We start from the raw sequence: 22,769 nt of genomic DNA, 5'->3' as shown, positions 1-22,769 counted from the left end.
GGGGCCGTTACGCGGCGCCGGAGCGGTGCGCCCCGGAGGGTCCGGACGTCCCGGAGGGCCCGTCGATCACGCTGGAGCCGACGGTCTGCCCCGACGCCTGCGCCTCCTGGACCTGCTCCACCCGGTCCTCGGTGGCCATCTGCGTCAGCCGGGCGCCGGCCTCCGCGTCGCGGGTGAGGTTCTCGCCGGTCTGCGGGTCGAAGACGTGCACCTTCCGGCTGTCGAGCCAGAACTCCGCCTCCCGGCCCTCGCGGATCCGGCTCGTGGAGTCGATCGACACGATCGCCTGCGTGCGCAGCTCCTCGGAGTCCAGCTCCCGGGACAGGTCGCGCAGCTGGGCGGTGATCGCCTCGGGCGCCTCGTAGGGGATGTAGGCGTACTGCGAGTCCCCCAGCCACTCGGTGACGTCGACCCGGGCGCGGAACAGCGACCCGACCGGGCGCTTGGCCTCGTCGACCAGCGACGCGTCCTCGAAGTACTCCGGCCGGATGCCCACCAGCAGCAGCTCCCGGCCGGTGACGGCCGCGACCCGCTTCTCGTCGAGGGTGATCGACCCGAACGGCGTCGTGAGCGCGTTGCCCTCCAGCGTCGCGGGCAGGAAGTTCATCGGCGGCGAGCCGATGAACCCGGCGACGAAGAGGTTGACCGGCTGCTCGTAGAGCTCGCGCGGCGAGGCGACCTGCTGGATCTTGCCCTTGCGCAGGACGCAGACCCGGTCGCCCAGGGTCATCGCCTCGGTCTGGTCGTGGGTGACGTAGACGGTGGTGATGCCCAGCCGGCGCTGCAGCCGGGAGATCTCGGTGCGCATCTGCCCGCGCAGCTTGGCGTCGAGGTTGGACAGCGGCTCGTCGAAGAGGAACGCCTCGGCCTGCCGCACGATCGCCCGGCCCATGGCCACCCGCTGGCGCTGACCACCGGAGAGGTTGGCCGGCTTGCGCTCGAGGTGCTCCTTGAGCTCGAGGACGTCGGAGGCCTCGTTCACCCGGCGGCGGACCTCGTCGTCGGGCGTCTTGGACAGCCGCAGCGGGAAGGCGATGTTCTCGAACACCGTCATGTGCGGGTAGAGCGCATAGTTCTGGAAGACCATCGACAGGTTGCGCTCGCGCGGGGCGAGGTCGTTGACCCGCTTGCCGCCGATGACCATGTCGCCGCTGGTGATGTCCTCCAGCCCGACGATCATCCGCAGCAGGGTGGACTTCCCGCAGCCGGACGGGCCGACCAGGATCATGAACTCGCCGTCGGCGATGTCGAGGCTGACGTCGTTCACGGCCGGGTAGCCGTCTCCGTACTGCTTGACGATGTTGCGCATCTCGATGGAGGCCATCAGATCTCGTCCCCTTCGGACGTCAGTGGAACGGGGAGCACAGCCGGGTCAGCCCTTGACCGCGCCGTTGGTGAGACCGGCGACGATGCGCCGCTGGAACAGCAGGACCAGGACGACGACGGGGATGGTGACGATCACCGCGGCCGCGGCGATGGCCCCGGTGGGGTCCTGGAACTGGGAGGCCCCCGAGAAGAGCCCGAGCGCCGCCGGGACCGGGCGGGCGGCGCTGGTGGAGGTCAGGGAGATGCCGTAGGCGAAGTCGTTCCATGCGATGAAGAACGCGATGATCGCCGTGGTGAACACGCCGGGAGCGGCGAGCGGGACGATGACCTTGCGGAAGGCCTGCCACGTCGTCGCACCGTCGACCTGCGCGGCCTGCTCCATCTCCCAGGGGATCTCCCGGAAGAACGCCGACATCGTCCAGATGGAGATGGGCAGCGTCAGGGACAGGTACGGGATGATCAGCCCGGGCCAGGTGTCGTACAGGCCGATCTGCCGCCACAGGTTGAACAGCGGCGTCACGATCGAGATGACCGGGAAGATCGCCACCGCCAGCGCGGTGCCGAGGATGAGCTTCTTCCCCGGGAAGTCCAGCCGGGCGATCGCGTAGGCGGCGAACATCGACAGCAGGCACGAGATCGCCGTGGCGATCAGGCAGATGCCGAACGAGTTGCGCAGCGCCGGCAGGAACAGGTCACTGGCCGTGCCGGTGAGGATCGTCGAGTAGTTCTCCCACGTCCACGACGAGGGCAGGAACGACTTGTTCGCGAGGTCCGCGGTGGTCTTGAAGGACAGCGAGACGATCCAGGCGATCGGGAACAGGCAGTAGACGACGATCAGCACGCCGCCGACCCACCACCAGGTCTTCTCCTTGGTCGACATCAGCGCTCCCCTCGGGCCTGGGCCAGGTCGACCCTGAAGCCCTTGATGAAGGTGAAGGCGATGAGCACCACCGCCAGGAAGAGCAACACCGAGACGGCCGAGCCGAGCCCGATCTCCACCCGGGAGATCGTCTGCCGATAGGCGAGGAACGACACCGACTCGGTGTTGTTCGCGCCCGCGGTCATGATGAAGATGCTGTCGAAGACCCGGAACGCGTCGAGGGTCCGGAACAGCAGCGCCACCATGATGGCGGCCTTCATGTTGGGGATGGTGACCCGCCACATCCGCTGCCACCAGGTGGCGCCGTCGACCTTGGCCGCCTCCTGCAGCACCTCCGGCACCTGGGCCAGGCCCGCCAGGAGCAGCAGCGAGATGAACGGGGTGGTCTTCCAGATCTCGGCCAGGCAGATGACGAACAGCGAGGACGCCTGCCCACCGAACCAGTCGGTGGTGTCGCTGACGCCCGGCAGCCAGGCGAACCAGCTGTTGACGAAGCCGGTGTCGATCCTGAAGGCGAACTGCCAGGCGAAGGCCGACACGACCGTGATCACCGCGTAGGGGATCAGGATGGCCGCCCGGACGACCGGCCGGATCGACGAGAGCGCCTTGGCCATCACCAGGGCGAGGGCGAAGCCGGCCACCAGCTCGACGCTCACCGTGACCACCGTGATGATCACCGTGACGAGGATGGACTGCCACCACACGCCGTCGGTGAGGATGACCCAGTAGTTGCCGAGACCCTCGAAGGACCGGTTCTCGGGGTCGGTCAACCGGTAGTTGAACAGCGAGTAGTAGACCGCCTGCACGATCGGGTAGGCGGTCACCAGCAGCATGACCACGAAGGCCGGGCCGGCCAGCATCCAGCCGAGCTTGCGCTCGGCCCGGGACCGGTCGCTGATCGAGCCGCCGGGTGCGGAGACGGGCTGGGTCTTCTCGACCGGCGGCAGCGTCGTCTGGCTCATAGCAGCTGCTCTCCTGTCAGGACGGCCTGGGTGAGGGTCTCCGTGCGCTCACCGGTCTGGTCGTTCACCGAGCCCGGCGGGTGGAACTCGCGCAGGAAGCACCCCAGGACCTCGCTGTAGTAGGCCGTGAGCGGGCGGGAGGCCGCCAGCTCCAGGGACTCGCGGATGGTGTCGGCCATCGGGTAGGCCTCCTGCACCTCGGGGTCGTCGTAGACAGCGATCGACGAGGCCGGGTTGCCGTTGGTCACCATGTACTCGGCCTGGTTCTCGTCCTGGACGATGCAGGTGACCGCCTCGTAGGCGAGGTCGACGTTGCGGCTGAACGCCGACACGGCGATGTCGATCCCGCCGAGGGGAGGTGCGCTCGGCGTGCCCTCGTCGACGGCGGGGTACAGCGCCCAGCCGTAGTCGTCGGGCACCGACTGGTCCAGCGTGCCGGCCTCGACCTTGGACTGGGCCTGGGCGTAGACGAACGGCCAGTTGACCATGAAGCCGGCGTCGTCGCTCTCGAACTCGCTCGCGCTGGTGTCCTCGCTGGCCGTCGTGAACCCGGGGCCCACAGCCGAGGAGTTGGCGACGGCGGCCATCACCTCGGAGGCACGCTTGGCCTCGGGGGTGGTGAGACCGAACTGGATGCTCTCGGGGCTCTCCCCGCTCTCCTCGATGTACTGGCCACCGGCGGACTCCAGGAGCGCGTTGAACCACACCATCAGGGACTCCGACCGCCGGCCCTGGGCGCTGAGCAGCTTGTCCTGGCTCTCCGCGGCCTCGATCAGCTGGTCCCAGGTGACCGGCTGGCTCATGTCGAGCCCGGCCGCCTCCGCCACCGACTTCCGGTACCAGAGGAGCTGGGTGTTGGCCCAGAAGGGGACCGCGATGAGCTCGTCGTTCCACGTGGCGGAGTCCACCGCGCCCTGGAAGACACCCTCGGTGACCTCCTGTGCGACGTCCTCCGGCACGGGGGCGAGGAAGCCCGCCTGCGCGAACTCCGGCGGGAACACCACGTCCAGGCTCATGAGGTCGATCGACTCGTCGTTCGCCGCCAGCCGGCGGATCAGCTGCTCCCGCTGGGCGGGCGAGTCCCGGGGCAGCTGGGCCACCTCGATCCGGTAGGCCCCGTCCGAGTCCTCGGAGCAGCGCTCGGCGATCGTCGCCTGGCCGCCGGAGTCGGGGTTGATGTACCAGGTCAGGGTCGGGGTGCCGGAGTCCGATCCCCCACCGCCGCAGGCGGCCAGGGTGGACGCCACGACGAACGCGGTGGCCGCGCCCCCGAGAGCGCGTCGTGACCGCCTGCGCCGGGTCCGTCGAGGAAGACCTCCGGTTCCCGCGGGCGGTCCTTCTGTTGCGATGGACAAGACCTATCGCCTCCGTTTCGGGCGAGCACCGACGATCACCGCGATCCGTACCGTGGCCCACCTCACAGACCTGCGCAACCCGGGTGTGTCCCGGCCGTGACCGGCGCTCCGGCGCGTCGCCGTGTCAGGGACGTCTGGCGATGACCGAGGGCGTGGTGAGCTCCGGCGGGGTGCGCGGCAGGACGGTGCTGAAGTAGGACCGCGCCGCCTGCGTCGTCCCGACGTCGCGGCCCTCCTGCTCCGACAGGAACCACCGGTGCTCGAGCACCTCGTGGAACACCTCGGCGGGTGCGAGCCGGCCGGCCAGCTCCGGCGGGATGGCGTCGATGACGGGCTGGTAGACCTCGGCCAGCCAGCGCGCGCCGGCCACCGCCTCCGACACCGGCGCTCCCGTCTTCTGCTCCAGCCACGCCCGGTGGGTGCGCAGGTCGTTGAGCAGCCGCCGCGCCTGGTTCTCCTGGACCTCCAGCCCGGTGAGCCGCATGAGCTCGCGACGGTGCTGGCCGGGTGAGGACACCCGGGTCTCGACGCGCAGGCGGGCGCCCTCGTCGGAGGTCACGAGCTCCACCTCGCCGACGTCGAAGCCGAGGTCGTTGAGCCGCCGCAGCCGGTCGGCCACGCGGTAGCGCTGCTCGTCGGCCTGGAAGACCTCCTCGCGGGTGACCTCCTCCCACAGCCGGTCGTAGCGCGGGGGGAGGCTGTCGGCCACCTCGATGGGGTCGACCCCGTCGGGCAGCAGGCCGCCGAACTGCAGGTCGAGCAGCTCGGCGCCCACCCGCTCGCGGGCGAGGTCGAGGTCGTAGTGCCGCTGACCGCGGCTCAGCGTCGGGTGCCGCTCGGCGGTCTCGGCGTCCACCAGGTGGGCGGCCAGCGCGCCGGCGTCGAGCCGGAACAGGGTGTTCGACAGCGAGCAGTCACCCCAGAACACCCCCGCCAGGTGCAGCCGCACGAGCAGCACGACCAGGGTGTCCATGAGCTGGTCCACCGACTGCCGGGCGCTCGGCCGCGAGAACAGGTACCGGTAGGACATCGAGTACTCGAGGTAGCGGGTGACGAGGATGGCGTCCTGCCCGCCGGGCCGGTCGACACAGATGCCCAGGACCGAGACCGCCGGGAGGCCCTCCGCCTCGAACTCCCCCAGCAGCGCGTACTCGTGCCGGGCCAGCGGCTCGGCGATCTCCTTGAGCGCGAAGACCCGGCCCTGCTCGGCGACGAACCGCACGACGTGCCGCGAGATGCCGCGCTGGGGCACCTCCAGCAGCAGGTCCGGGTCCCACTCCTCGAGCGGCTGGTGCCAGGGCAGGGCGAGCAGGCTCGCGCCGTCCGTGCCCGGTGGCCGGAACAGGTACCGCACGGCGACCTCCGTCGGTGGCCGCTGCACCACCCGCGGCTGGGTGGTCCCCCTGGGGGCCCACCCTGCCACGACCGCCGGGCCGGTGCCGCCGGTGACGCGCGGTCCGGCCGGGCGGTCGGGGCCTACGCGGCGAGGGAGACGGCGCTGCCCGCGCGGTGGGCGGCGCGGGTGGTGGCGCCGACCAGCGCGAGCGCGGGCTCGGGCACGGGGGCGGCCGTCTCGGCCGGGACGGCGGTCTCCTCGGGAGAGGCGGCGTCGGCGGACGGGCCCTCGACGGGGGCCGCGGCACCGCCGGCGGCGGCGAACTGGCGGACGCGGCCGTCGGGGCCGCGCAGTCCGGAGCTCACCTCGGCGAGCAGGTCGGCCAGCTCGACGTCGAGGGCGTCACAGATGGAGGCGAGCAGTTCGGAGGACGCCTCCTTCTGCCCGCGCTCGACCTCGGAGAGGTATCCCAGGCTGACCCGGGCGGCACCGGAGACGTCGCGCAGCGTGCGCCGCTGCCGCAGCCGGTGACCGCGCAGGGTCTGCCCGAGCTGGGTGCGCAGCAGCGTCATGGCCGTCTCCTGTCTGGCTGAGGGAAGAGCGGCGGCACCCGCAGGTGCCGTGCGCCCACGGTACGCGGCGCCCCTGTCCGGCACCGAGCCGGCAGGGCCGCGTCCGCTCATGGCGTAACACCGGGACTGGGCTGCACGTTCCCGGCGCCCGGCTCCCGGGCGGGGGCCCTCAGGCGGCGGTGTCGGTGCGGGAGCCGGTGGGGCCGGCGGCGCGCCGCGCCGCGGCGGCGCGCATGGCCCGGGCGCTGGTACGGCGCAGCGTCAGGGCCCGGTAGACGTAGTCGAGGCCGGTCACCAGCGTGAGCACCAGCGCGGCGGCCATGACCCACCACCGGGCAGTGGCCAGCACCCCGCCCAGCGGCAGGATGTACAGGCCGATGGCCAGCGCCTGGACGACGGTCTTGGCCTTGCCCCCGCGGCTGGCGGCGATGACGCCGTGCCGGATCACCCAGAACCGCAGCAGGGTGACGCCGACCTCGCGGACGAGGATCGCCAGCGTCACCCACCAGGGCAGCAGGCCGAGCACCGACAGCCCGACCAGCGCGGTGCCGGTGAGCGCCTTGTCCGCGATCGGGTCGGCCAGCTTCCCGAACTCGGTCACCTGGCCGGTGCGCCGCGCGATCAGCCCGTCGTAGCGGTCGGTGATGATCGCCAGCGCGAAGAAGACCGTGGCCCAGACGCGGCGGTCGTCGTCCATCCCGCCGTCGGAGAGCAGCAGCACCGCGAACACCGGCACCACGGCCAGCCGCAACAGGGTCAGCGCGTTGGGCACGTTGACCAGGCGGGCCGACGAGGGCGGGGTCGCCGCGGGGTCCGTCGGCACGGCGCTCACCGGGACCTCACCGCTCGGCCGGTACCGGCGCGAGCGCGGCGGCGACGAGGTCGATGCCCTCCGTGCCGACCACCTCGGCGTCGAGCAGCTGCCCGGGCCGGGCGTCGCCGGGCACCCCGGTGACCGTGGTGGTGCCGTCGGCCTCGGGGTCCTGGTGCGCGGCGTGGCCGGCCCAGACGCCCGGCCCCTGCTCCGCGGAGAGGTCCTCGGTGAGGAGCACCTCCACGCGGTCGCCGACGCGGTCCTCGGCGCGCTGGGCGGTGAGCTCCTCGGCCAGGTCGGTGATCCGGCGGACCCGCGCGTCGATCTCGGCCTGTTCGAGCTTGCCCGTCATGCCCACCGCCTCGGTGCCCTCCTCGTCGGAGTAGCCGAACACCCCGACGGCGTCGAGGCGGCCCTCGGTGAGGAAGCGCTCGAGCTCGGCGACGTCGTCCCCGGTCTCCCCCGGAAAGCCGAGGATGACGTTGGTGCGGAAGCCCGCCGTGGGCGCCAGCGACCGCGCGCGGCCGATCAGCGCGAGGAAGTCGTCGGTGCCGCCGAAGCGGCGCATCCGGCGCAGCAGGCCCGGCGAGGAGTGCTGGAAGGACAGGTCGAAGTAGGGCGCCACGCCCTCGGTGGTGGCGATGACCTCGAGCAGCCCCGGGCGCAGCTCGGCCGGCTGCAGGTAGGCCACCCGCACGCGGACGATCCCCTCGACGGCGGCCAGCTGCGGCAGCAGCCGCTCCAGCGAGCGCAGGTCGCCGAGGTCCTTGCCGTAGGAGGTCGAGTTCTCGCTGACCAGCACCAGCTCGGTGACGCCCTGACCGGCCAGCCAGCGCCCCTCGGTGAGGACCTCGGCCGGCGGGCGGGAGACGAACGAGCCGCGGAAGGTGGGGATGGCGCAGAAGGCGCAGCGCCGGTCGCAGCCGGAGGCGAGCTTGAGTGCGGCGGAGGGACCCGAGGCCAGCCGGCGGCGCTGCACCCAGCCGTGGCCGGGGATGGCGGGCGCCTCCTCGGCGGTCACGGCGGCGGTGCGGGCGACCGGACTGATCGGCAGGAGCGTGCGGCGGTCGCGCGGCGAGTGCGGGACCAGCGGCCGGCCGGAGAGGACGTCGTCGAGCCGGTCACCGATGGCGGCGTAGTCGTCGAAGCCGAGGACGGTGGCCTCGGGCAGCGCGCCGGCCAGCTCGGACCCGTACCGCTCGGCCATGCAGCCGACGGCGACGACCTCGGCACCGCTGTCGGTGGCCGCGAGGATGGCGTCGACCGAGTCCTTCTTCGCCGACTCGATGAACCCGCACGTGTTGACCAGGACGGCGTCGGCACCCTCGGGGTCCTCGACGAGCCGGTAGCCGTCGGCGGCGAGCCGGCCGGCCAGTTCCTCGGAGTCGACCTCGTTGCGGGCGCAGCCGAGGGTCACCACCGCCACCGTCCGGGCAGGGCTGAGCGGGGCTGTCACCCGTCCATCGTAGGCGCCGTCCGCGACGGGGTCCTCCTACTCGCCGCCGGGCAGCGTGCCGCCACGCAGCGTGAACAGGACCGACTCCAGCTCGTCGGGCTTGATCAGCACGTCGCGGGCCTTGGAGCCCTCCGAGGGGCCCACGACGCCGCGGGTCTCCATGAGGTCCATGAGCCGGCCGGCCTTGGCGAACCCGACCCGCAGCTTGCGCTGCAGCATCGACGTCGAGCCGAACTGGCTGGTGACGACGAGCTCGACGGCCTGGCACAGCAGGTCCAGGTCCCCGCCGATGTCCTCGTCGATCTCCTTCTTCTCGCCCGCGGCGGCGGCGCTGAAGACCTCCTCGCGGTACTCCGGCTCGGCCTGGCGCTTGGTGAACTCGACGACCGCCTCGATCTCGGCGTCGGACACGTAGGCGCCCTGCACCCGCTGCGGCTTGCCGGCGCCGATCGGCATGAACAGGGCGTCGCCCATGCCGATCAGCTTCTCCGCGCCCGGCTGGTCGAGGATGACCCGGCTGTCGGTGAGGCTGGAGGTGGAGAACGCCAGCCGCGAGGGCACGTTGGCCTTGATCAGGCCGGTGACGACGTCGACCGAGGGCCGCTGGGTGGCCAGGACCAGGTGGATGCCGGCGGCGCGGGCCTTCTGCGTGATCCGGACGATCGACTCCTCGACGTCGCGCGGGGCGACCATCATGAGGTCGGCGAGCTCGTCGACGATCGTGAGGATGTAGGGGTAGGGGCGGTAGATCCGCTCGCTGCCCGGCGGCGGCGTGATCTCGCCGTTCTCGACCTTGCGGTTGAAGTCGTCGATGTGACGCACGCCGGTGGCGCGCATGTCCTGGTAGCGCTGCTCCATCTCCTCGACCAGCCAGGCCAGCGCGGTGGCGGCCTTCTTCGGGTCGGTGATGATCGGCGTGATCAGGTGCGGGATGCCGTCGTAGGGCGTGAGCTCGACCATCTTCGGGTCGACCAGGATCATCCGCAGCTGGTCGGGCGTGGCCCGCAGCAGCAGCGAGGTCAGCAGCGAGTTGATGCACGAGGACTTGCCGGCGCCGGTGGCACCGGCGACCAGCAGGTGGGGCATCTTCGCCAGGTTGGCGCAGACGAAGCGTCCCTCGATGTCCTTGCCCAGGCCGACCAGCATCGGGTGCGGGTCCTGCTTGGCGACGTTGGAGCGCATGACGTCGCCGAGGCTGACCGTCTCGCGGTCGGTGTTGGGCACCTCGATGCCGACGGCCGACTTGCCGGGGATCGGCGCGAGGATGCGGATGTTGTCGTTGGCGACGGCGTAGGCGATGTTGCGGGTCAGCGCGGTGATCTTCTCGACCTTCACCGCGGGGCCGAGCTCGACCTCGTACCGGGTGACCGTCGGGCCGCGGGTCATGTCGGCCACGCGGGCGTCGACGTTGAACTGCTCGAGGACGCCGGTGATCGCCTCGATGGCGGCGTCGTTGGCCTGCGAGCGGGCCCGCGGCGGCGTGCCGGGCCGCAGCAGGCTGACCCGCGGGAGCGTGTACTCGCCCTCCACCGGCTCGATGAGCAGCTGCTCGGGCTCCTCGATCGGCGGCAGCTGCTCGGCCTGCGCGGTGCGGTCCACCACGGCCGGACGCCGCGGCTCGGGCGCGGCCGGCTCGGGGTCGGGCTCGACGCGGACGGCCGCGCGGACGTCGGTGTGCGGGACGTGGTCGATGGGCCCGGTGGCGGTGAGGTCGGGCTCGTCCTCCGACAGCGCCTCGGCCAGTGCGGCGCGCTTGGAGCGGCGCGGCCGGACCGGCTCCTCCTCCGGCTCGTCGTCGTACTCGTCGGAGTCGTCGTCCCAGTCGCCGTCGGCGCCGGTGACCCGGTCGACGAAGCCGCGCAGCCGCTCGGGCACCTGGTGCAGCGGCGTCGCGGTGAGCACGAGCACGGCGAAGACGGCGAGCAGGGACAGCAGCACGACGGCGACGACGGCGCCGAGCCCCGCGGTCAGCGGCGTGCCGACCGCCCAGCCGACGAGGCCGCCGGAGCCGGGCTCGCCGCCCGTGGGGTCGGCGGGCGTGCCGACGACGGAGGCGATGCCGAGCACCGCGAGCGTGGCGCACACCCAGCCGATGGCCAGCCGGCCGCGGGCCTCGGGGCGCGGCGCTCGGCGCAGCAGCCGCAGGGCGACGAGGAAGAGCAGCGCGGGCAGCACGACCAGCAGGGAGCCGACCACCCAGCGGACGCCGTCGGCCATCCCGGCGCCCACGGGGCCGATGCCGTCGAACCACGCGGCGGCGCCGAGGACGACGGCCAGGCCGAGGACGGCGAGGCCGGCACCGTCGCGGCGGTGCTCGGGGGCGAGCGGCTCGGCCTCCTCCGGGCGGGCCACCGAGCGGGCCAGTCCCCCGGCGCCGCGGGCGACGAGGGACCAGGCGCCCGCGGCGGCCCGCCAGGCACCGGCGGCCGCACCGGAGCCCTGCTTGGGGGCCGGCTTGCGGGCGGGCGGCTTGCGGTTGCCGTTGCGGGCGGGGGTGCGCGGGGCCGGCCGCTTGCCGGAGGCCGTCGACCCGGACCGGCCCCGGGGGGCCGAGCCGGCCGGCCGGCGCGAGGGCGTGGTGCGGGCAGGCATGCGCCGACGGTAGCCGTCACCGGGCGTCCGCCCAGGCAGGCGCGACGTCGTGTCCCCGGCCTACGGTCCCTGCATGCCGCCCTCCTCCCCCGTTCCGTACGGCAGCTGGCCGACCCCGCTCACCTCGGCACTCGTCGTCCGCGCCGCCGCCCGGCTGGGCGAGGTCGCCGTCGACGGGGGCGACGTCTGGTGGTCGGAGTCACGGCCCGGCGAGGGCGGCCGGTCGGCGCTGGTGCGGCGCTCGGCCGACGGCACGGTCACCGACGTCCTCCCGCCGCCGTGGAACGCCCGCACCCGTGTGCACGAGTACGGCGGGGCGGCGTGGACGGTGGCCGGCGGCACGGTGTGGTTCACCCACTTCGACGACCAGCGGCTGTACCGGTTGTCCCCCGGCGACGACGGCCCGGTCGCCGTCACCCCGGAGCCGGAGCTGCCGGCCGGCGTGCGGTACGCCGACCTCGTGCCCACCGCGGACGGGTCGTTGCTCGCCGTCCGCGAGACCCACACCTCCTCCGGGAGCGCTGCCGACGTCGTCAACGAGGTCGTGCGGCTGGCGCCCGACGGCACCGCCGAGGTGCTGGTGAGCGGCCCCCACTTCGTCTCCGACCCGCGGCCCGGGCCCGGCGGGGAGCTGGCGTGGCTGCAGTGGGACCACCCCGACATGCCGTGGGACGCCGCACAGCTGGTGGTCCGCGCCGCCGACGGGACCGAGACAGTGGTGGCCGGCGGCCCGGGCGAGTCCGCGGTGCAGCCGACCTGGGGCGCTGACGGCACCCTGTGGTTCTGCTGCGACCGCACCGACGTGTGGTCGCTGTGGCGGTGGCGGCCCGGCGGCGCGCCCGAGCTGGTCCTCGACACCGGCACCGAGATCGCCGGGCCGCAGTGGGTCTTCGGCGCGCGGCGGTTCGTGCTGCTGCCCGGCGGCCGGGTGGTGGCCGCGGCCGGCGGGGACGGCGGTGACCGGCTGGTCGTCCTCGACCCGGACGGGACGGCGTCGGAGGTGCGGCTGCCCGGCTGGACCGCGCTGCGGTACCTGACCGCGGCCGGCGACGGCGTGGTGTGCGCGGCCGGGAGCCCCACGCGCGAGCCGGTGGTGCTGCGCGCGGACCTCTGCGGGGAGGCGGAGGTGCTCCGCCCGGCGCGCGACCTCGGGCTGGACCCGGCCTGGTTCTCCGTCCCGGAGTCCGTGACGTTCCCGACCGAGGAGCGCGGCACCGGGATCGCCGAGGCGCACGCCGTGGTCTACCCGCCCACCAACCCGCAGGTGAGCGCTCCCGAGGGCGAGCGCCCGCCGCTGATCGTGATGGTGCACGGCGGCCCGACGTCGGCCCACGACCGCGGGCTGAACCTGGAGATCCAGTACTTCACCTCGCGCGGCTTCTGCGTCGCGCACGTCGACTACCGCGGCTCCACCGGGCACGGCCGCCGCTACCGCGACGCGCTGCAGGGCCGCTGGGGCGTCGTCGACCTCGACGACGTCGTCGCCTGTGCCCGGTACCTCGCCGACGCCGGCCGGGTCGACCCCGCGCGCATGGCCATCCGCGGCGGCTCGGCCGGTGGCTACACGACGCTGGCCGCGCTCACCCTGCGGCCCGGCGTCTTCACCGCCGGCGCCAGCCACTTCGGGGTGGCCGACCTCGGCGCGCTGGCCGCGGACACGCACAAGTTCGAGTCCCGCTACCTCGACGGGCTGGTGGCGCCGTGGCCCGACGGCGCCGACGTGTACGCGCAGCGCTCCCCCATCACCCACGTGCACGCCCTCGACACCCCGCTGGCGGTGTTCCAGGGCGCGGAGGACCGCGTCGTGCCGCCCGAGCAGGCGGAGGTCATGGTGGCCGCCCTGCGGGACCGGGGCGTGCCGCACGCCTACCTGCTGTTCGAGGGAGAGCAGCACGGCTTCCGGCGCGCGGAGAACATCCGGGCCGCGCTCGACGGCGAGCTGTCCTTCTACGCGCAGGTGTGGGGGTTCGACCTCCCGGCGGAGGAGGGGATCGCCCCGATCGAGGTCGTGCGCTGACAGGGTGAACCGCCGCGGCCCGGCGGCCGTACGTCCTCCTGAACGGGGAACCCGGCTGGGAGGTGCGGATGGCACGGCGGTCACCGGCACCGGCGCCGCTGGACGTGCGGGCGGCCTACGCCGCGCACGGGGCCGAGCTGTACCGCTTCGCGCTGCGCCAGCTCGGCGACGGCGGCGCGGCGCAGGACGTCGTCCAGGAGGTGTTCCTGCGGGCCTGGCGGGCCTCGGCCTCCTACGATCCGCAGCTGGCCAGCCTGCGCACGTGGCTGTTCGCGATCGCGCGCAACGTCGTCGTCGACGAGGCCCGCCGCTTCGCCGTCCGGCCGTGGCAGCGGGAGCTGACCGACGACCCGGCGACGCCGCCCGAGGCCGCCGCCGACGACCGGCTGGTGGACGCCTGGGTGGTCGAGGAGGCGCTGCGGCGGATCAGCGCCGAGCACCGCACGGCGATCGTGCAGACGCACCTGCGCGGCCGCCCCTACACGGAGGTGGCCGCCGAGCTCGGTGTGCCGGTCGGGACGCTGCGCAGCCGGGTGTTCTACGGGCTCAAGGCACTGCGCCTGGCCCTGGACGAGATGGGGGTCGAGCCGTGAGCGGCGCGCACGGGGACGAGTACCGGGAACTGCGCGAGATGCTGGGCGCCTACGCCCTGGGGCACCTGGACCCGGCCGAGAGCGCCCGCGTGCGGGCCCACCTCGACGGCTGCCCCGCCTGCCGCGTGGAGCTGGCCGAGCTGGCCCCGCTGGCCGCGCGCCTGTCCGCGGTCGACCCCGACGTGCTCGACGAGACGCCCACCCCGCCCCCGGGTCTGGGCGCCGCCGTCCTGGCCCGGATCGCCGCCGAGGAGCAGGGCGGCCCGCCCCGGCACCGCGCCACCCCCCTCCCCCGGCGTCGCCGCGTCCTCGCCGGCGCCCTCGTCGCGGGGGTGGCCGCCGCCGGGGCCGCGGTCGGCTGGCTGGCCCGGCCGGTGCCCGATCCGCCGCCGTTGGAGCCCGTGGCGGTGCAGGCGGTCGACCCCGGCGTCGAGGCCCGCGCGGACCTGGTGCCACACACCTGGGGCGTGGAGGTCCGGCTCACCGGCACGGGCTTCGCCGACGGCGAGGTGTTCCGGGTGGCGGTCACCGACGACGAGGGCCGCGAGGTGCCGGCCGGGGAGTTCCTCGGCGTCGGCGGCGCGGAGCTGCGGTGCAACCTCAGCTCCGCGGTGCTGCGGGACGACGCCGTCGGCTTCGAGGTCGTCGACGGCGACGGCGACGTGGTGGTCCGCTCGGACTTCTGAGCGCACCGACTTCTGAGCGCACCGACTTCTGAGCGCACGACCTTCTGAGCGCACGACAGGGGGGCGCCTCCCCGTGGCCGGCGCCCCCCTGTGCGGTGCAGATCAGGTGCGGTGCGGGTCAGGCCTCGCCGGGCACCCGCTGCCCGTCGACGGTGAAGCCGGTGCCGGCGCCGTCCTGGAACACGTCCGGGCCGACCGGGGCGGTGTTGCCGCTGATCCGGGTGCGGGTGACGGTCATGGTCCCGGGCTCGGAGTTCCAGAGGCCGCCGCCCTCGTTGGTCGCGCTGTTGCCGGTGACGGTGCCGCGGTCGATGCGCACGGTGCCCGCGCCGGTGAGGTGCAGGCCGCCACCGTTGCCGGGGGCCGCGCCGGTGCTGTTGCCGGTGAGCGCGGTGCGGTCGAGCGTCGTCGTCCCGCCGAGGGCCTCGATGCCGCCGCCGGCCCGCCGGGCGTCGTTGTGGTCGACGACGGTGCGGGTGACGGTGAGGGTGCCGGCGTTGAAGAGACCCCCGCCGGAGCCCGCCGCGCCGGTGGCGGAGTTGCCGCGGACCTCGCTGCGGTCGACGGTGAGCGAGCCGCCGTCGTTGAACAGGCCGCCGCCCCCGTTGTCCGCCGCCGCGCCCGCGGCGGTGTTGCCGCTGACCGTGCTGCGGCTGACCGTCATGGTGCCGGTGGCGGAGTTCCAGAGGCCGCCGCCCTCCGAGGCCGCCGTGTTGCCGGTGACCGTGCTGCGCTCGACGTGCACGGTGCCGGTGCCGGTCAGGTGCAGGCCGCCGCCGTTGCCGGGCACGGCGCCGGTGGTGTTGTGCGAGAGCGTCGAGCGGGTGACGGTCGTCGTGGAGCCCGCGAGGGCCTCGATGCCGCCGCCGGCGCGCACGGCACTGTTGGCGGTGACCGTGCTGCGCTCGACGACGAGCGTGCCCGCGTTGAGGACGCCGCCACCGGAGGCCCCGCCGGTGGTCCCGGGTGTGCCGGCGATCCGGCCGCCGGTGACGGTCACGTGCCGCAGGGTCAGCGAGCCGCCCGGCCGGACGTCGAAGACCCGGTCCAGGCCCGCGGCGTCGATCGTGGCGCCCCGGCCCTCGACCACCAGGCGGCCGGTGACGTCGAGGTCCCCGGCGGCCGCGGTGTCGTCGGTGCCGGCCAGCGCAAGGCGGTACACGCGTTCGGACAGCACGACGGTGCCCGAGCCGGCGGCGTTGGCCGCCTGGACGGCGGCGCGCAGCGAGCCGGCGCCGGAGTCCGCGGTGGTCGTGACGGCGGTCCCGCCGCCGCGGCCGGGAGAGCCGGAGCCGCCCGGTCCGCCGGCCGCGGCCGGGGTCGCGGCCAGCAGGAGCAGGGCGATGGCCGTCGTGCCGGCCGCGGCGCCGGCGGCGGTGCCGGTGCGCAGGGTCGTGGGTCGCATGTCAGTCCCCTCGGGAGGCGGCACCCGCCGACCGGGTGCCGCGTACGAGGGGATACGGCGGGGACGCCTGCCGCGTTCAGACCTCGAGGACGGTCGGGATGATCATCGGCCGGCGGCGGTAGGTGTCCGACACCCACTTGCCGACGGTCCGGCGGATCGACTGCGACAGCCGGTGGGCGTCGCGCTGCCCGTCGGCGAGGTCCCGCTTGAGGTTGTCCTCGACCAGGTGCAGCACCTCGTCGAAGGCCGCCGGGTCGTCGGAGAAGCCGCGGGTGGACAGGTGCACCGGGCGCACGATCGTGCCGGTCGAGGGCTCGATCACCACGGTGAGCGCCACGAAGCCCTCGTCGCCGAGGATCCGCCGCTCCTGCAGCGACTCCTCGCCGACGTCACCGACGTTGAGCCCGTCGACGTACACGTTGCCCACCGGCACCGACCCGGTGATCGAGGCCTTGCCGTCGACGAGGTCCACGACGACGCCGTCCTCGGCGAGCAGCACCCGGTCGGCGGCCATGCCGGTCTGCTCGGCCAGCGCGGCGTGCGCGCGCAGGTGCCGCCACTCGCCGTGCACCGGCATGAGGTAGCGGGGCTTGGCCACGTTGAGCAGGGTGCGCAGTTCGCCGGCCGGGGCGTGCCCGGAGACGTGCACCATCGCCGTCTCCTTGTGCACCACGGTGGCGCCGAGCCGCGCGAGCCCGTTGATGACCTTGTAGACGGCGGTCTCGTTGCCGGGCACCAGCGAGGACGCCAGCACGATCGTGTCGCCGGCCTCGATGGTGACCTGGTGGTGTTCGCCGCGGGCCATGCGCCCGAGCGCCGACAGCGGCTCCCCCTGCGAGCCGGTGCTGATCAGCACGACCTGCTCCGGGGGCATCGCGGTCGCCTCGTCGAGCTTGACCATCAGCCCCGGCGCCACGCGCAGCAGGCCGAGGTCCTGGGCGACGCCCATGTTGCGCACCATCGAGCGGCCGACGAGGGCGACCTTGCGGCCGTGCGTCTCGGCGGCGTCGAGCACCTGCTGGATGCGGTGCACGTGGCTGGCGAAGCTGGAGACGATCAGCCGCTGGGTGGCGCGGCGGAAGACGTCCTCGAGCACCGGCCCGATGTTGCGCTCGGGGACCACGAAGCCGGGCACCTCGGCGTTGGTGGAGTCGGCGAGCAGCAGGTCGATGCCCTCGAGGCCCAGCCGGGCGAACGCACCCAGGTCGGTGAGGACGCCGTCGAGCGGGAGCTGGTCCATCTTGAAGTCGCCGGTGTGCACCAGCACGCCCGCGGGCGTGTGGACGGCGACGGCGAGCGCGTCGGGGATCGAGTGGTTCACCGAGATGAACTCGCAGTGGAACGGCCCGGCGACGTGGTCGTCGCCCGCGGCCACCTCGACCAGCGTCGGGACCAGCCGGTGCTCGCGCAGCTTGGCCGCGACCAGCGCGAGGGTGAAGCGCGAGCCCACCAGCGGGATGTCCCCGCGCAGCCGCAGCAGGTAGGGAATCGCGCCGATGTGGTCCTCGTGCCCGTGGGTGAGGACGACGGCGACGACGTCGTCGAGGCGGTGCTCGATGACGCCGAAGTCGGGGAGGATCAGGTCGACGCCGGGCTGCTCGGCCTCGGGGAACAGCACGCCGCAGTCGATAACGAGCAGCTTGCCGTCGAACTCGAGGACGGCCATGTTGCGGCCGATCTCGCCGAGGCCGCCCAGCGCCATCACCCGCAGGCCGCCGGCGGGCAGCGGCGGCGGCGTCTTGAGGTCCAGGTGCGGCTGGCCGGCGGTGCCGGCGGTGCTGACGGTCACGGGGTCGGGCTCACGGGACTCGCAGGGCTCACAGGGAGATGCCTCCGTCGGCGAGGTCGGTGCGCAGCTGCGCGATCTGCTCGGGCGTGGCGTCGACCAGCGGTGGGCGCACGGGGCCCGAGGGCAGCCCCAGCGCGCGCAGCGCCGCCTTCGCCAGGATGACGCCCTGGGTGCGGAAGATGCCGGTGTAGACCGGCAGCAGGCTCTCGTTGACCTCGCGCGCCTTGGCGAGGTCGCCGGACTCGACCGCGGCGATCAGCTCGGCCAGCCGGGGGCCGACAAGGTGACCGACCACGCTGACCACGCCGACGGCGCCGGAGGCCAGCATGGGCAGGTTGAGCATGTCCTCGCCGCTGTAGTACGCGAGGTCGGTGCGCGCCAGCGTCCAGGCCAGCGCGCCGAAGTCGCCCTTGGCGTCCTTCACCGCGACGATGCGCGGGTGCTCGGCGGCGCGGACCAGCGTCTCGACCTCGATCGGCACGACCGAGCGCGGCGGGATGTCGTAGAGCATCACCGGCAGGTCGGTGGAGTCGGCCACCGAGGTGAAGTGGCGCAGCAGCCCGGCCTGGGGCGGCTTGTTGTAGTACGGCGTCACGACCAGCAGCCCGTGCGCGCCGAGGCGCTCGGCGCGGCGGGCGTTGTCGATGGTGTGCGCGGTGTCGTTCGTACCGACCCCGGCGACGACGACCGCGCGGTCGCCGACGGCGTCGAGGACCGCCTCCAGGACCGCGGACTGCTCGCCGTCGCTGAGCGTGGGCGCCTCACCGGTCGTGCCGAGCACGACCAGGCCGTCGTGGGCCTCGCGGTCCACCAGGTGCGCCGCCAGCTCCTGGGCCCCCGCGAGGTCGATCGAGCCGTCCTCGGCGAAGGGGGTCACCATCGCCGTGAGCACGCGCCCGAAGGGCCGGGCGGGGTCGGTGGTCATGCGGTCGAATCTACCGACCGTCCGCGGGAGTCCCCGGCCCGGCAGCGGCCGTCCGCGCGTACTCCGAGACGGCGAACCGCAGGCCGGTGGCCGAGGTGGCCCAGCCGTGCTCCGGCGTGCGGGTCACGCGGCGCCACCCGGCGTCGAGGACGGGCGCGCGGGTGTCGCCGTTGACGGCCAGGTCCACGTCGGTGACGACCAGCCGGGCGGCGTGCGGGAGGAAGGCGGCGTAGACGGCCGCGCCGCCGATGACCCAGCAGTCCGGGTACGCGGCGAGCACGTCGCCGACCGAGCCGGCCCGGTGCGCGCCGACGGCCGACCAGGCGGGGTCGGTGGTCAGGACGACGTTGACCCGCCCGGGCAGCGGCCGGTTGCGCTCCGGCAGCGACTCCCAGGTGCGCCGCCCCATGACCACGGTGCCGCCGGACGTGAGCTGCTTGAACAGCCGCAGGTCCTCGGGCAGGTGCCAGGGCAGCGTGCCGCCGGATCCGATCACCCGCCCGTGCGCCTGGGCCCAGACGATCGAGACCGTCACACCGCGACGGCGGCCCGGATGGCCGGGTGCGGGTCGTAGCCGTGCAGCGTGAAGTCCTCGAAGACGTGCTCGAACAGCGACGGCGCCGGCGCGATCTCCAGCGTCGGGAACGGCCGGACCTCGCGGGAGAGCTGCTCGCGGACCTGCTCGACGTGGTTGCTGTACACGTGGCAGTCGCCGCCGACCCAGATGAACTCCCCCGGCTGCAGGCCCACCTGCGCGGCGACCATCCGGGTGAGCAGCGCGTAGCTGGCGATGTTGAACGGGACGCCCAGGAACATGTCGGCGCTGCGCTGGTACAGCTGGCAGGACAGCCGCCCGTCGTGGACGGCGAACTGGAACAGGGCGTGGCAGGGGGCCAGCGCCATCTCCGGCAGCGCGGCGACGTTCCACGCCGACACCACCATGCGCCGGGAGTCGGGGTCGGTGCGCAGGGTGTCGAGGACGCCCTGCAGCTGGTCGACGGTCCCGCCGTCGGGCGCCGGCCAGGAGCGCCACTGCACCCCGTAGACCGGCCCGAGGTCGCCGTCCGCGTCGGCCCACTCGTCCCAGATGCTCACGCCGCGCTCCTGCAGCCAGCGGACGTTGCCGTCCCCGCGCAGGAACCACAGCAGCTCGACGGCGACCGAGCGGAAGTGCACCTTCTTCGTGGTGACCAGCGGGAACGACGTCGACAGGTCGTAGCGCAGCCGCTCGCCGAAGGTGCTCACGGTGCCGGTGCCCGTGCGGTCGGACTTCGGCGTCCCCGTCTCGAGGATCCGCCGCAGGAGGTCCTCGTACTGCGTGTCGACCGTTCCGGTGCTCCCCACGGCGGGCCAGCCTAGGCGACGTCGGCGCTGGAACCGGCCAGCGCGGAGGTGAGGTCGGCCGCCAGGTCCCCCCGCTCGGCGACGGCGACGTCGTCGAGCTCCAGCCAGCCGGCCATCAGCCGCAGCTCCGCGGCCAGCTCGGCAGCGACCTCGGCGCGGTCGACGCCGTCCTCGGCGTGTGCGGCCTGCACGCGCAGGACGCCGGCCTGCCGGTCGGCCTTGAGGTCGACCCGGGCCACGAGGCGGTCGCCGAGCAGGAACGGCAGCACGTAGTAGCCGTGCACCCGCTGGGCGGCCGGCGTGTAGATCTCCAGCCGGTAGCGGAAGCCGAAGATGCGCTCGACCCGCGGTCGCTCCCACACCAGCGAGTCGAACGGCGACAGCAGCGCGCGGGCGCGGATCCACCGCGGCCGGCGCGCGGCCGGGTCCAGCCAGGCGGGCGCGCCCCACCCGGCCACCTCGACCGGGAGCAGCTCACCGGCGTCGGCCAGCTCGGCGATCGCCTGACGCGACTGGGCCGGCCGCAGCCGGAAGTAGTCGCGCAGGTCGCGCTCGGTGGCCACCCCGAGCGCCCGCGCGGCGGTGCGGACCAGCTCGCGGACGGCGTCGTCGGGGTCGGGCGTCGGCGTCTGCAGGACGGCGGCGGGCAGGACCCGCTCGGTGAGGTCGTAGACCCGCTCGAACGACGTCGTCCGCGCCCGGGCGGTGAGGACGCCGGTGTAGAAGAGCCACTCGAGCGCGACCTTGCCGGCGTGCCAGTTCCACATCGACCCGGGCCGGTCGGGACGGGCCTCCCCGAGCTCGCTGGCCCGGACCGGGCCGCCCGCGCGCACCCGGTCGAGCACCTCGGCCACGTAGCCGGGCCGCTCGCGCTGGATGCTCACCATCGAGCCCCACGCGTGCTCCTCGGCCGCGGCCATCCGCCAGCGCAGGTACGGGTGCAGCCGGACGGGGAGGAAGGACGCCTCGTGCGCCCAGAACTCGAACAGTTCGTGCCGGCGGGCGGTGAAGTCGTCGAGGACCGGCCGCCGGTAGGCACCGAGCCGGCTGAACGCCGGCAGGTAGTGCGAGCGGGACACGACGTTCACCGAGTCGATCTGGACGACGGCGACGCGGTCGGTCATCCGCCGCAGCTGCCGGCTGTCGACGACGCCGGTCGGCCGCGGGTCGGCGAAGCCCTGCGCGGCCAGGGCGATGCGCCGCGCGAGGGCGGCGGGGAGCCGGTCGGCGACGGGTGGGAGCACGCCGCCGATCCTGCCGTGCCCCGCTGACGGTCCGCCTCTCCTCCCCGCCGACCTAGGCTGCCCCGCGTGGACCCCGTCCCAGCGTTGCCGCGCCTGACCGGCACTGCCGACGTGTCCGTGCGTCCCGCGGTCGCCGGCGACGCCCCCGAGATCGCCCGCGTGCAGGGCGAGACGTGGCGGATCGCCTACCGCGACGTCCTCCCCGCCTCCGCGCTGGAGGCCTGGGACGCGGGCGAGGCCGAGGCGGCGTGGACAGCGGCGGTCACCCGTCCACCCACCCCGGCGCACGGCGTGCTCGTGGCCCTCGAGGGCCCCCGCGTCGTCGGCTTCGCCGCCTACGGGCCGCCGGAACTGGCAGCGGACGAGCAGGCCGACCCTGCCGGTCCCACGACGGAGCTCGCCGTCCTGCTGGTGGAGCCGCGGTGGGGACGGCGCGGCCACGGCAGCCGGCTGCTCGCCGCGGTGGCCGACCTGGCCGCCGGCAACGGGACGGCGCGGCTGAGCGCCTGGGTGGCCGAGGGCGACCGGGTGACCGCCGCCTTCCTCGAGTCGGCCGGCTGGGCGCGGGACGGATGGGCACGGACCCTCGACGCCGACGGCACGCCGCTGCGCGAGGTCCGCTGGCACACGCTCCTGGGAGGAGAGGAATGACGTTCCGGGGGTTCCCCGACGAGGGCCTGGTGTTCTACGAGGGGCTCGAGGCCGACAACTCGAAGACCTACTGGACCCGCCACCGCGCCGTCTACGACACCTGCGTGCGGGCACCGATGCAGGCACTCGTCGACGACCTGGCCGCGGAGTTCGGGGCGCCCAAGCTCTTCCGCCCCTACCGGGACGTGCGCTTCAGCAACGACAAGACGCCCTACAAGACCCACCAGGGCGCCGTCGCGCAGCAGGAGGGTCGCGGCGCCGGGGCCTGGTACGTCGAGATCTCCGCCGAGGGACTGCGCGTGGCCGGCGGCGCCTGGCGGTTGGAGTCCGACCAGGTGGAGCGCTACCGGCGTGCCGTGGCAGACGGCGTCCAGGGCCCCCGGCTGCGGACCGAGGTCGACCGCCTCACCGCAGGCGGCTGGGAGATCGGTGGCGACCGGCTCACCCGGGTCCCCAAGGGCTACGACATCGACGACGGACGTGCCGACCTGTTGCGTCACCGCTCCTTGCATGCCGGCCGACTGTTCGAGTTCGCCGACTGGCTGCACGCTGCCGAGGCGCTCGAGCGCGTCCGCACCGCCTGGCGGGACCTCACGACGCTCAACGCCTGGCTCGCCGACAACGTCGGTGCGACGACGAAGGAGATCCGTCGCCGCTGAACGGCGATCCCCACCGTTCCCGGACATGCAGAAGGGCCCCCACCGCACTGGTGGGGGCCCTTCTGTGTAATGGTTGTCCGGCGGCGTCCTACTCTCCCACCCCGTCTCCAGGGCAGTACCATCGGCGCTGAGAGGCTTAGCTTCCGGGTTCGGAATGGGTCCG

The 22,769-nt window shown here is 74.0% G+C and carries 20 protein-coding genes and 1 rRNA gene; 5 read left to right on the top strand and 16 right to left on the bottom strand.

Annotation, left to right across the window (positions count from 1 at the left end; all coding sequences use genetic code 11):
* Positions 1 to 7: 7 nt before the first annotated feature.
* From FN207_RS24870 to FN207_RS24830, 9 genes are all read right to left on the bottom strand, one after another.
* Positions 8 to 1,324, bottom strand: coding sequence for an ABC transporter ATP-binding protein (locus FN207_RS24870; RefSeq protein ID WP_246066366.1), 1,317 nt, complete (start codon positions 1,322 to 1,324; stop codon positions 8 to 10).
* A 48-nt stretch (positions 1,325 to 1,372) separates the two neighbouring features.
* Complete coding sequence (locus FN207_RS24865; RefSeq protein WP_110908694.1) at positions 1,373 to 2,206, bottom strand: carbohydrate ABC transporter permease; 834 nt, start codon at positions 2,204 to 2,206, stop codon at positions 1,373 to 1,375.
* On the bottom strand, positions 2,206 to 3,168 hold the full coding sequence (locus FN207_RS24860; RefSeq protein ID WP_142461145.1) for a carbohydrate ABC transporter permease: 963 nt from the start codon (positions 3,166 to 3,168) through the stop codon (positions 2,206 to 2,208). The genes FN207_RS24865 and FN207_RS24860 overlap by 1 nt, the downstream gene beginning before the upstream one ends.
* Positions 3,165 to 4,415: an extracellular solute-binding protein gene (locus tag FN207_RS24855; RefSeq protein WP_142461143.1), complete on the bottom strand. Its 1,251-nt coding sequence runs from the start codon at positions 4,413 to 4,415 to the stop codon at positions 3,165 to 3,167. Before FN207_RS24855 ends, FN207_RS24860 begins: the two co-directional genes overlap by 4 nt.
* 232 nt (positions 4,416 to 4,647) lie before the next feature.
* On the bottom strand, positions 4,648 to 5,877 hold the full coding sequence (locus FN207_RS24850) for a DUF4032 domain-containing protein (protein WP_142461141.1): 1,230 nt from the start codon (positions 5,875 to 5,877) through the stop codon (positions 4,648 to 4,650).
* 122 nt (positions 5,878 to 5,999) lie between these two features.
* Positions 6,000 to 6,431 carry a helix-turn-helix domain-containing protein gene (locus tag FN207_RS24845; RefSeq protein ID WP_142461140.1) on the bottom strand — a complete coding sequence of 144 codons (432 nt, stop codon included), beginning with the start codon at positions 6,429 to 6,431 and terminating at the stop codon, positions 6,000 to 6,002.
* A 169-nt stretch (positions 6,432 to 6,600) separates the two neighbouring features.
* Positions 6,601 to 7,254, bottom strand: a complete 654-nt coding sequence (gene pgsA, locus FN207_RS24840) for a CDP-diacylglycerol--glycerol-3-phosphate 3-phosphatidyltransferase (protein WP_246066365.1) — start codon at positions 7,252 to 7,254, stop codon at positions 6,601 to 6,603.
* 16 nt (positions 7,255 to 7,270) lie between these two features.
* Complete coding sequence (locus FN207_RS24835; protein WP_142461137.1) at positions 7,271 to 8,701, bottom strand: MiaB/RimO family radical SAM methylthiotransferase; 1,431 nt, start codon at positions 8,699 to 8,701, stop codon at positions 7,271 to 7,273.
* Between the two features lie 36 nt (positions 8,702 to 8,737).
* Positions 8,738 to 11,293 (bottom strand): DNA translocase FtsK, encoded by a 2,556-nt coding sequence (locus FN207_RS24830; RefSeq protein ID WP_142461135.1) that lies wholly within the window; start codon positions 11,291 to 11,293, stop codon positions 8,738 to 8,740.
* A gap of 73 nt (positions 11,294 to 11,366) precedes the next feature.
* Here FN207_RS24830 and FN207_RS24825 point away from each other — a divergent pair, with 73 nt between their 5' ends.
* The 3 genes from FN207_RS24825 to FN207_RS24815 all read left to right on the top strand — a co-directional run bounded on the left by FN207_RS24825 (position 11,367) and on the right by FN207_RS24815 (position 14,589).
* Positions 11,367 to 13,310 (top strand): S9 family peptidase, encoded by a 1,944-nt coding sequence (locus FN207_RS24825; protein WP_142461134.1) that lies wholly within the window; start codon positions 11,367 to 11,369, stop codon positions 13,308 to 13,310.
* 68 nt (positions 13,311 to 13,378) lie between these two features.
* Positions 13,379 to 13,903, top strand: coding sequence for a sigma-70 family RNA polymerase sigma factor (locus FN207_RS24820; RefSeq protein WP_142461133.1), 525 nt, complete (start codon positions 13,379 to 13,381; stop codon positions 13,901 to 13,903).
* Entirely contained in the window at positions 13,900 to 14,589 is a 690-nt protein-coding gene (locus tag FN207_RS24815; RefSeq protein WP_246066364.1) for an anti-sigma factor family protein, read from the top strand. Before FN207_RS24820 ends, FN207_RS24815 begins: the two co-directional genes overlap by 4 nt.
* A 118-nt stretch (positions 14,590 to 14,707) precedes the next feature.
* Here FN207_RS24815 and FN207_RS24810 read toward each other — a convergent pair whose 3' ends face one another.
* From FN207_RS24810 to FN207_RS24785, 6 genes are all read right to left on the bottom strand, one after another.
* Positions 14,708 to 15,994, bottom strand: a complete 1,287-nt coding sequence (locus FN207_RS24810) for a right-handed parallel beta-helix repeat-containing protein (protein ID WP_142461131.1) — start codon at positions 15,992 to 15,994, stop codon at positions 14,708 to 14,710.
* A 76-nt stretch (positions 15,995 to 16,070) separates the two neighbouring features.
* Positions 16,071 to 17,783, bottom strand: a complete 1,713-nt coding sequence (locus FN207_RS24805) for a ribonuclease J (RefSeq protein WP_142461130.1) — start codon at positions 17,781 to 17,783, stop codon at positions 16,071 to 16,073.
* A gap of 28 nt (positions 17,784 to 17,811) precedes the next feature.
* Entirely contained in the window at positions 17,812 to 18,708 is an 897-nt protein-coding gene (gene dapA / locus FN207_RS24800) for a 4-hydroxy-tetrahydrodipicolinate synthase (RefSeq protein ID WP_142461129.1), read from the bottom strand.
* A gap of 10 nt (positions 18,709 to 18,718) precedes the next feature.
* Positions 18,719 to 19,243 (bottom strand): dihydrofolate reductase, encoded by a 525-nt coding sequence (locus FN207_RS24795; RefSeq protein ID WP_142461128.1) that lies wholly within the window; start codon positions 19,241 to 19,243, stop codon positions 18,719 to 18,721.
* Positions 19,240 to 20,052, bottom strand: a complete 813-nt coding sequence (locus tag FN207_RS24790; protein WP_142461126.1) for a thymidylate synthase — start codon at positions 20,050 to 20,052, stop codon at positions 19,240 to 19,242. The genes FN207_RS24795 and FN207_RS24790 overlap by 4 nt, the downstream gene beginning before the upstream one ends.
* Before the next feature lie 11 nt (positions 20,053 to 20,063).
* The gene (locus tag FN207_RS24785) at positions 20,064 to 21,296 is read right to left on the bottom strand and encodes a winged helix-turn-helix domain-containing protein (protein WP_142461125.1); all 1,233 of its coding nucleotides are present in this window, start codon (positions 21,294 to 21,296) and stop codon (positions 20,064 to 20,066) included.
* A gap of 66 nt (positions 21,297 to 21,362) precedes the next feature.
* On the opposite strand from FN207_RS24785, the gene FN207_RS24780 reads away from it, so the two are divergent.
* Both FN207_RS24780 and FN207_RS24775 read left to right on the top strand, forming a co-directional pair.
* Positions 21,363 to 21,947 carry a GNAT family N-acetyltransferase gene (locus tag FN207_RS24780; RefSeq protein WP_142461124.1) on the top strand — a complete coding sequence of 195 codons (585 nt, stop codon included), beginning with the start codon at positions 21,363 to 21,365 and terminating at the stop codon, positions 21,945 to 21,947.
* A complete protein-coding gene (locus FN207_RS24775) occupies positions 21,944 to 22,606 on the top strand; it encodes a DUF2461 domain-containing protein (RefSeq protein ID WP_142461123.1) in 663 nt (220 codons plus the stop codon). Before FN207_RS24780 ends, FN207_RS24775 begins: the two co-directional genes overlap by 4 nt.
* Before the next feature lie 75 nt (positions 22,607 to 22,681).
* Here the strand turns inward: FN207_RS24775 and rrf are convergent.
* Positions 22,682 to 22,769: ribosomal RNA gene (gene rrf, locus FN207_RS24770) — 5S ribosomal RNA — on the bottom strand; the annotation flags it as partial.

This window comes from Geodermatophilus aquaeductus (assembly GCF_900182545.1).
Lineage (GTDB): Bacteria > Actinomycetota > Actinomycetes > Mycobacteriales > Geodermatophilaceae > Geodermatophilus > Geodermatophilus aquaeductus.
This window is presented reverse-complemented; position numbering and strand designations above follow the sequence as displayed.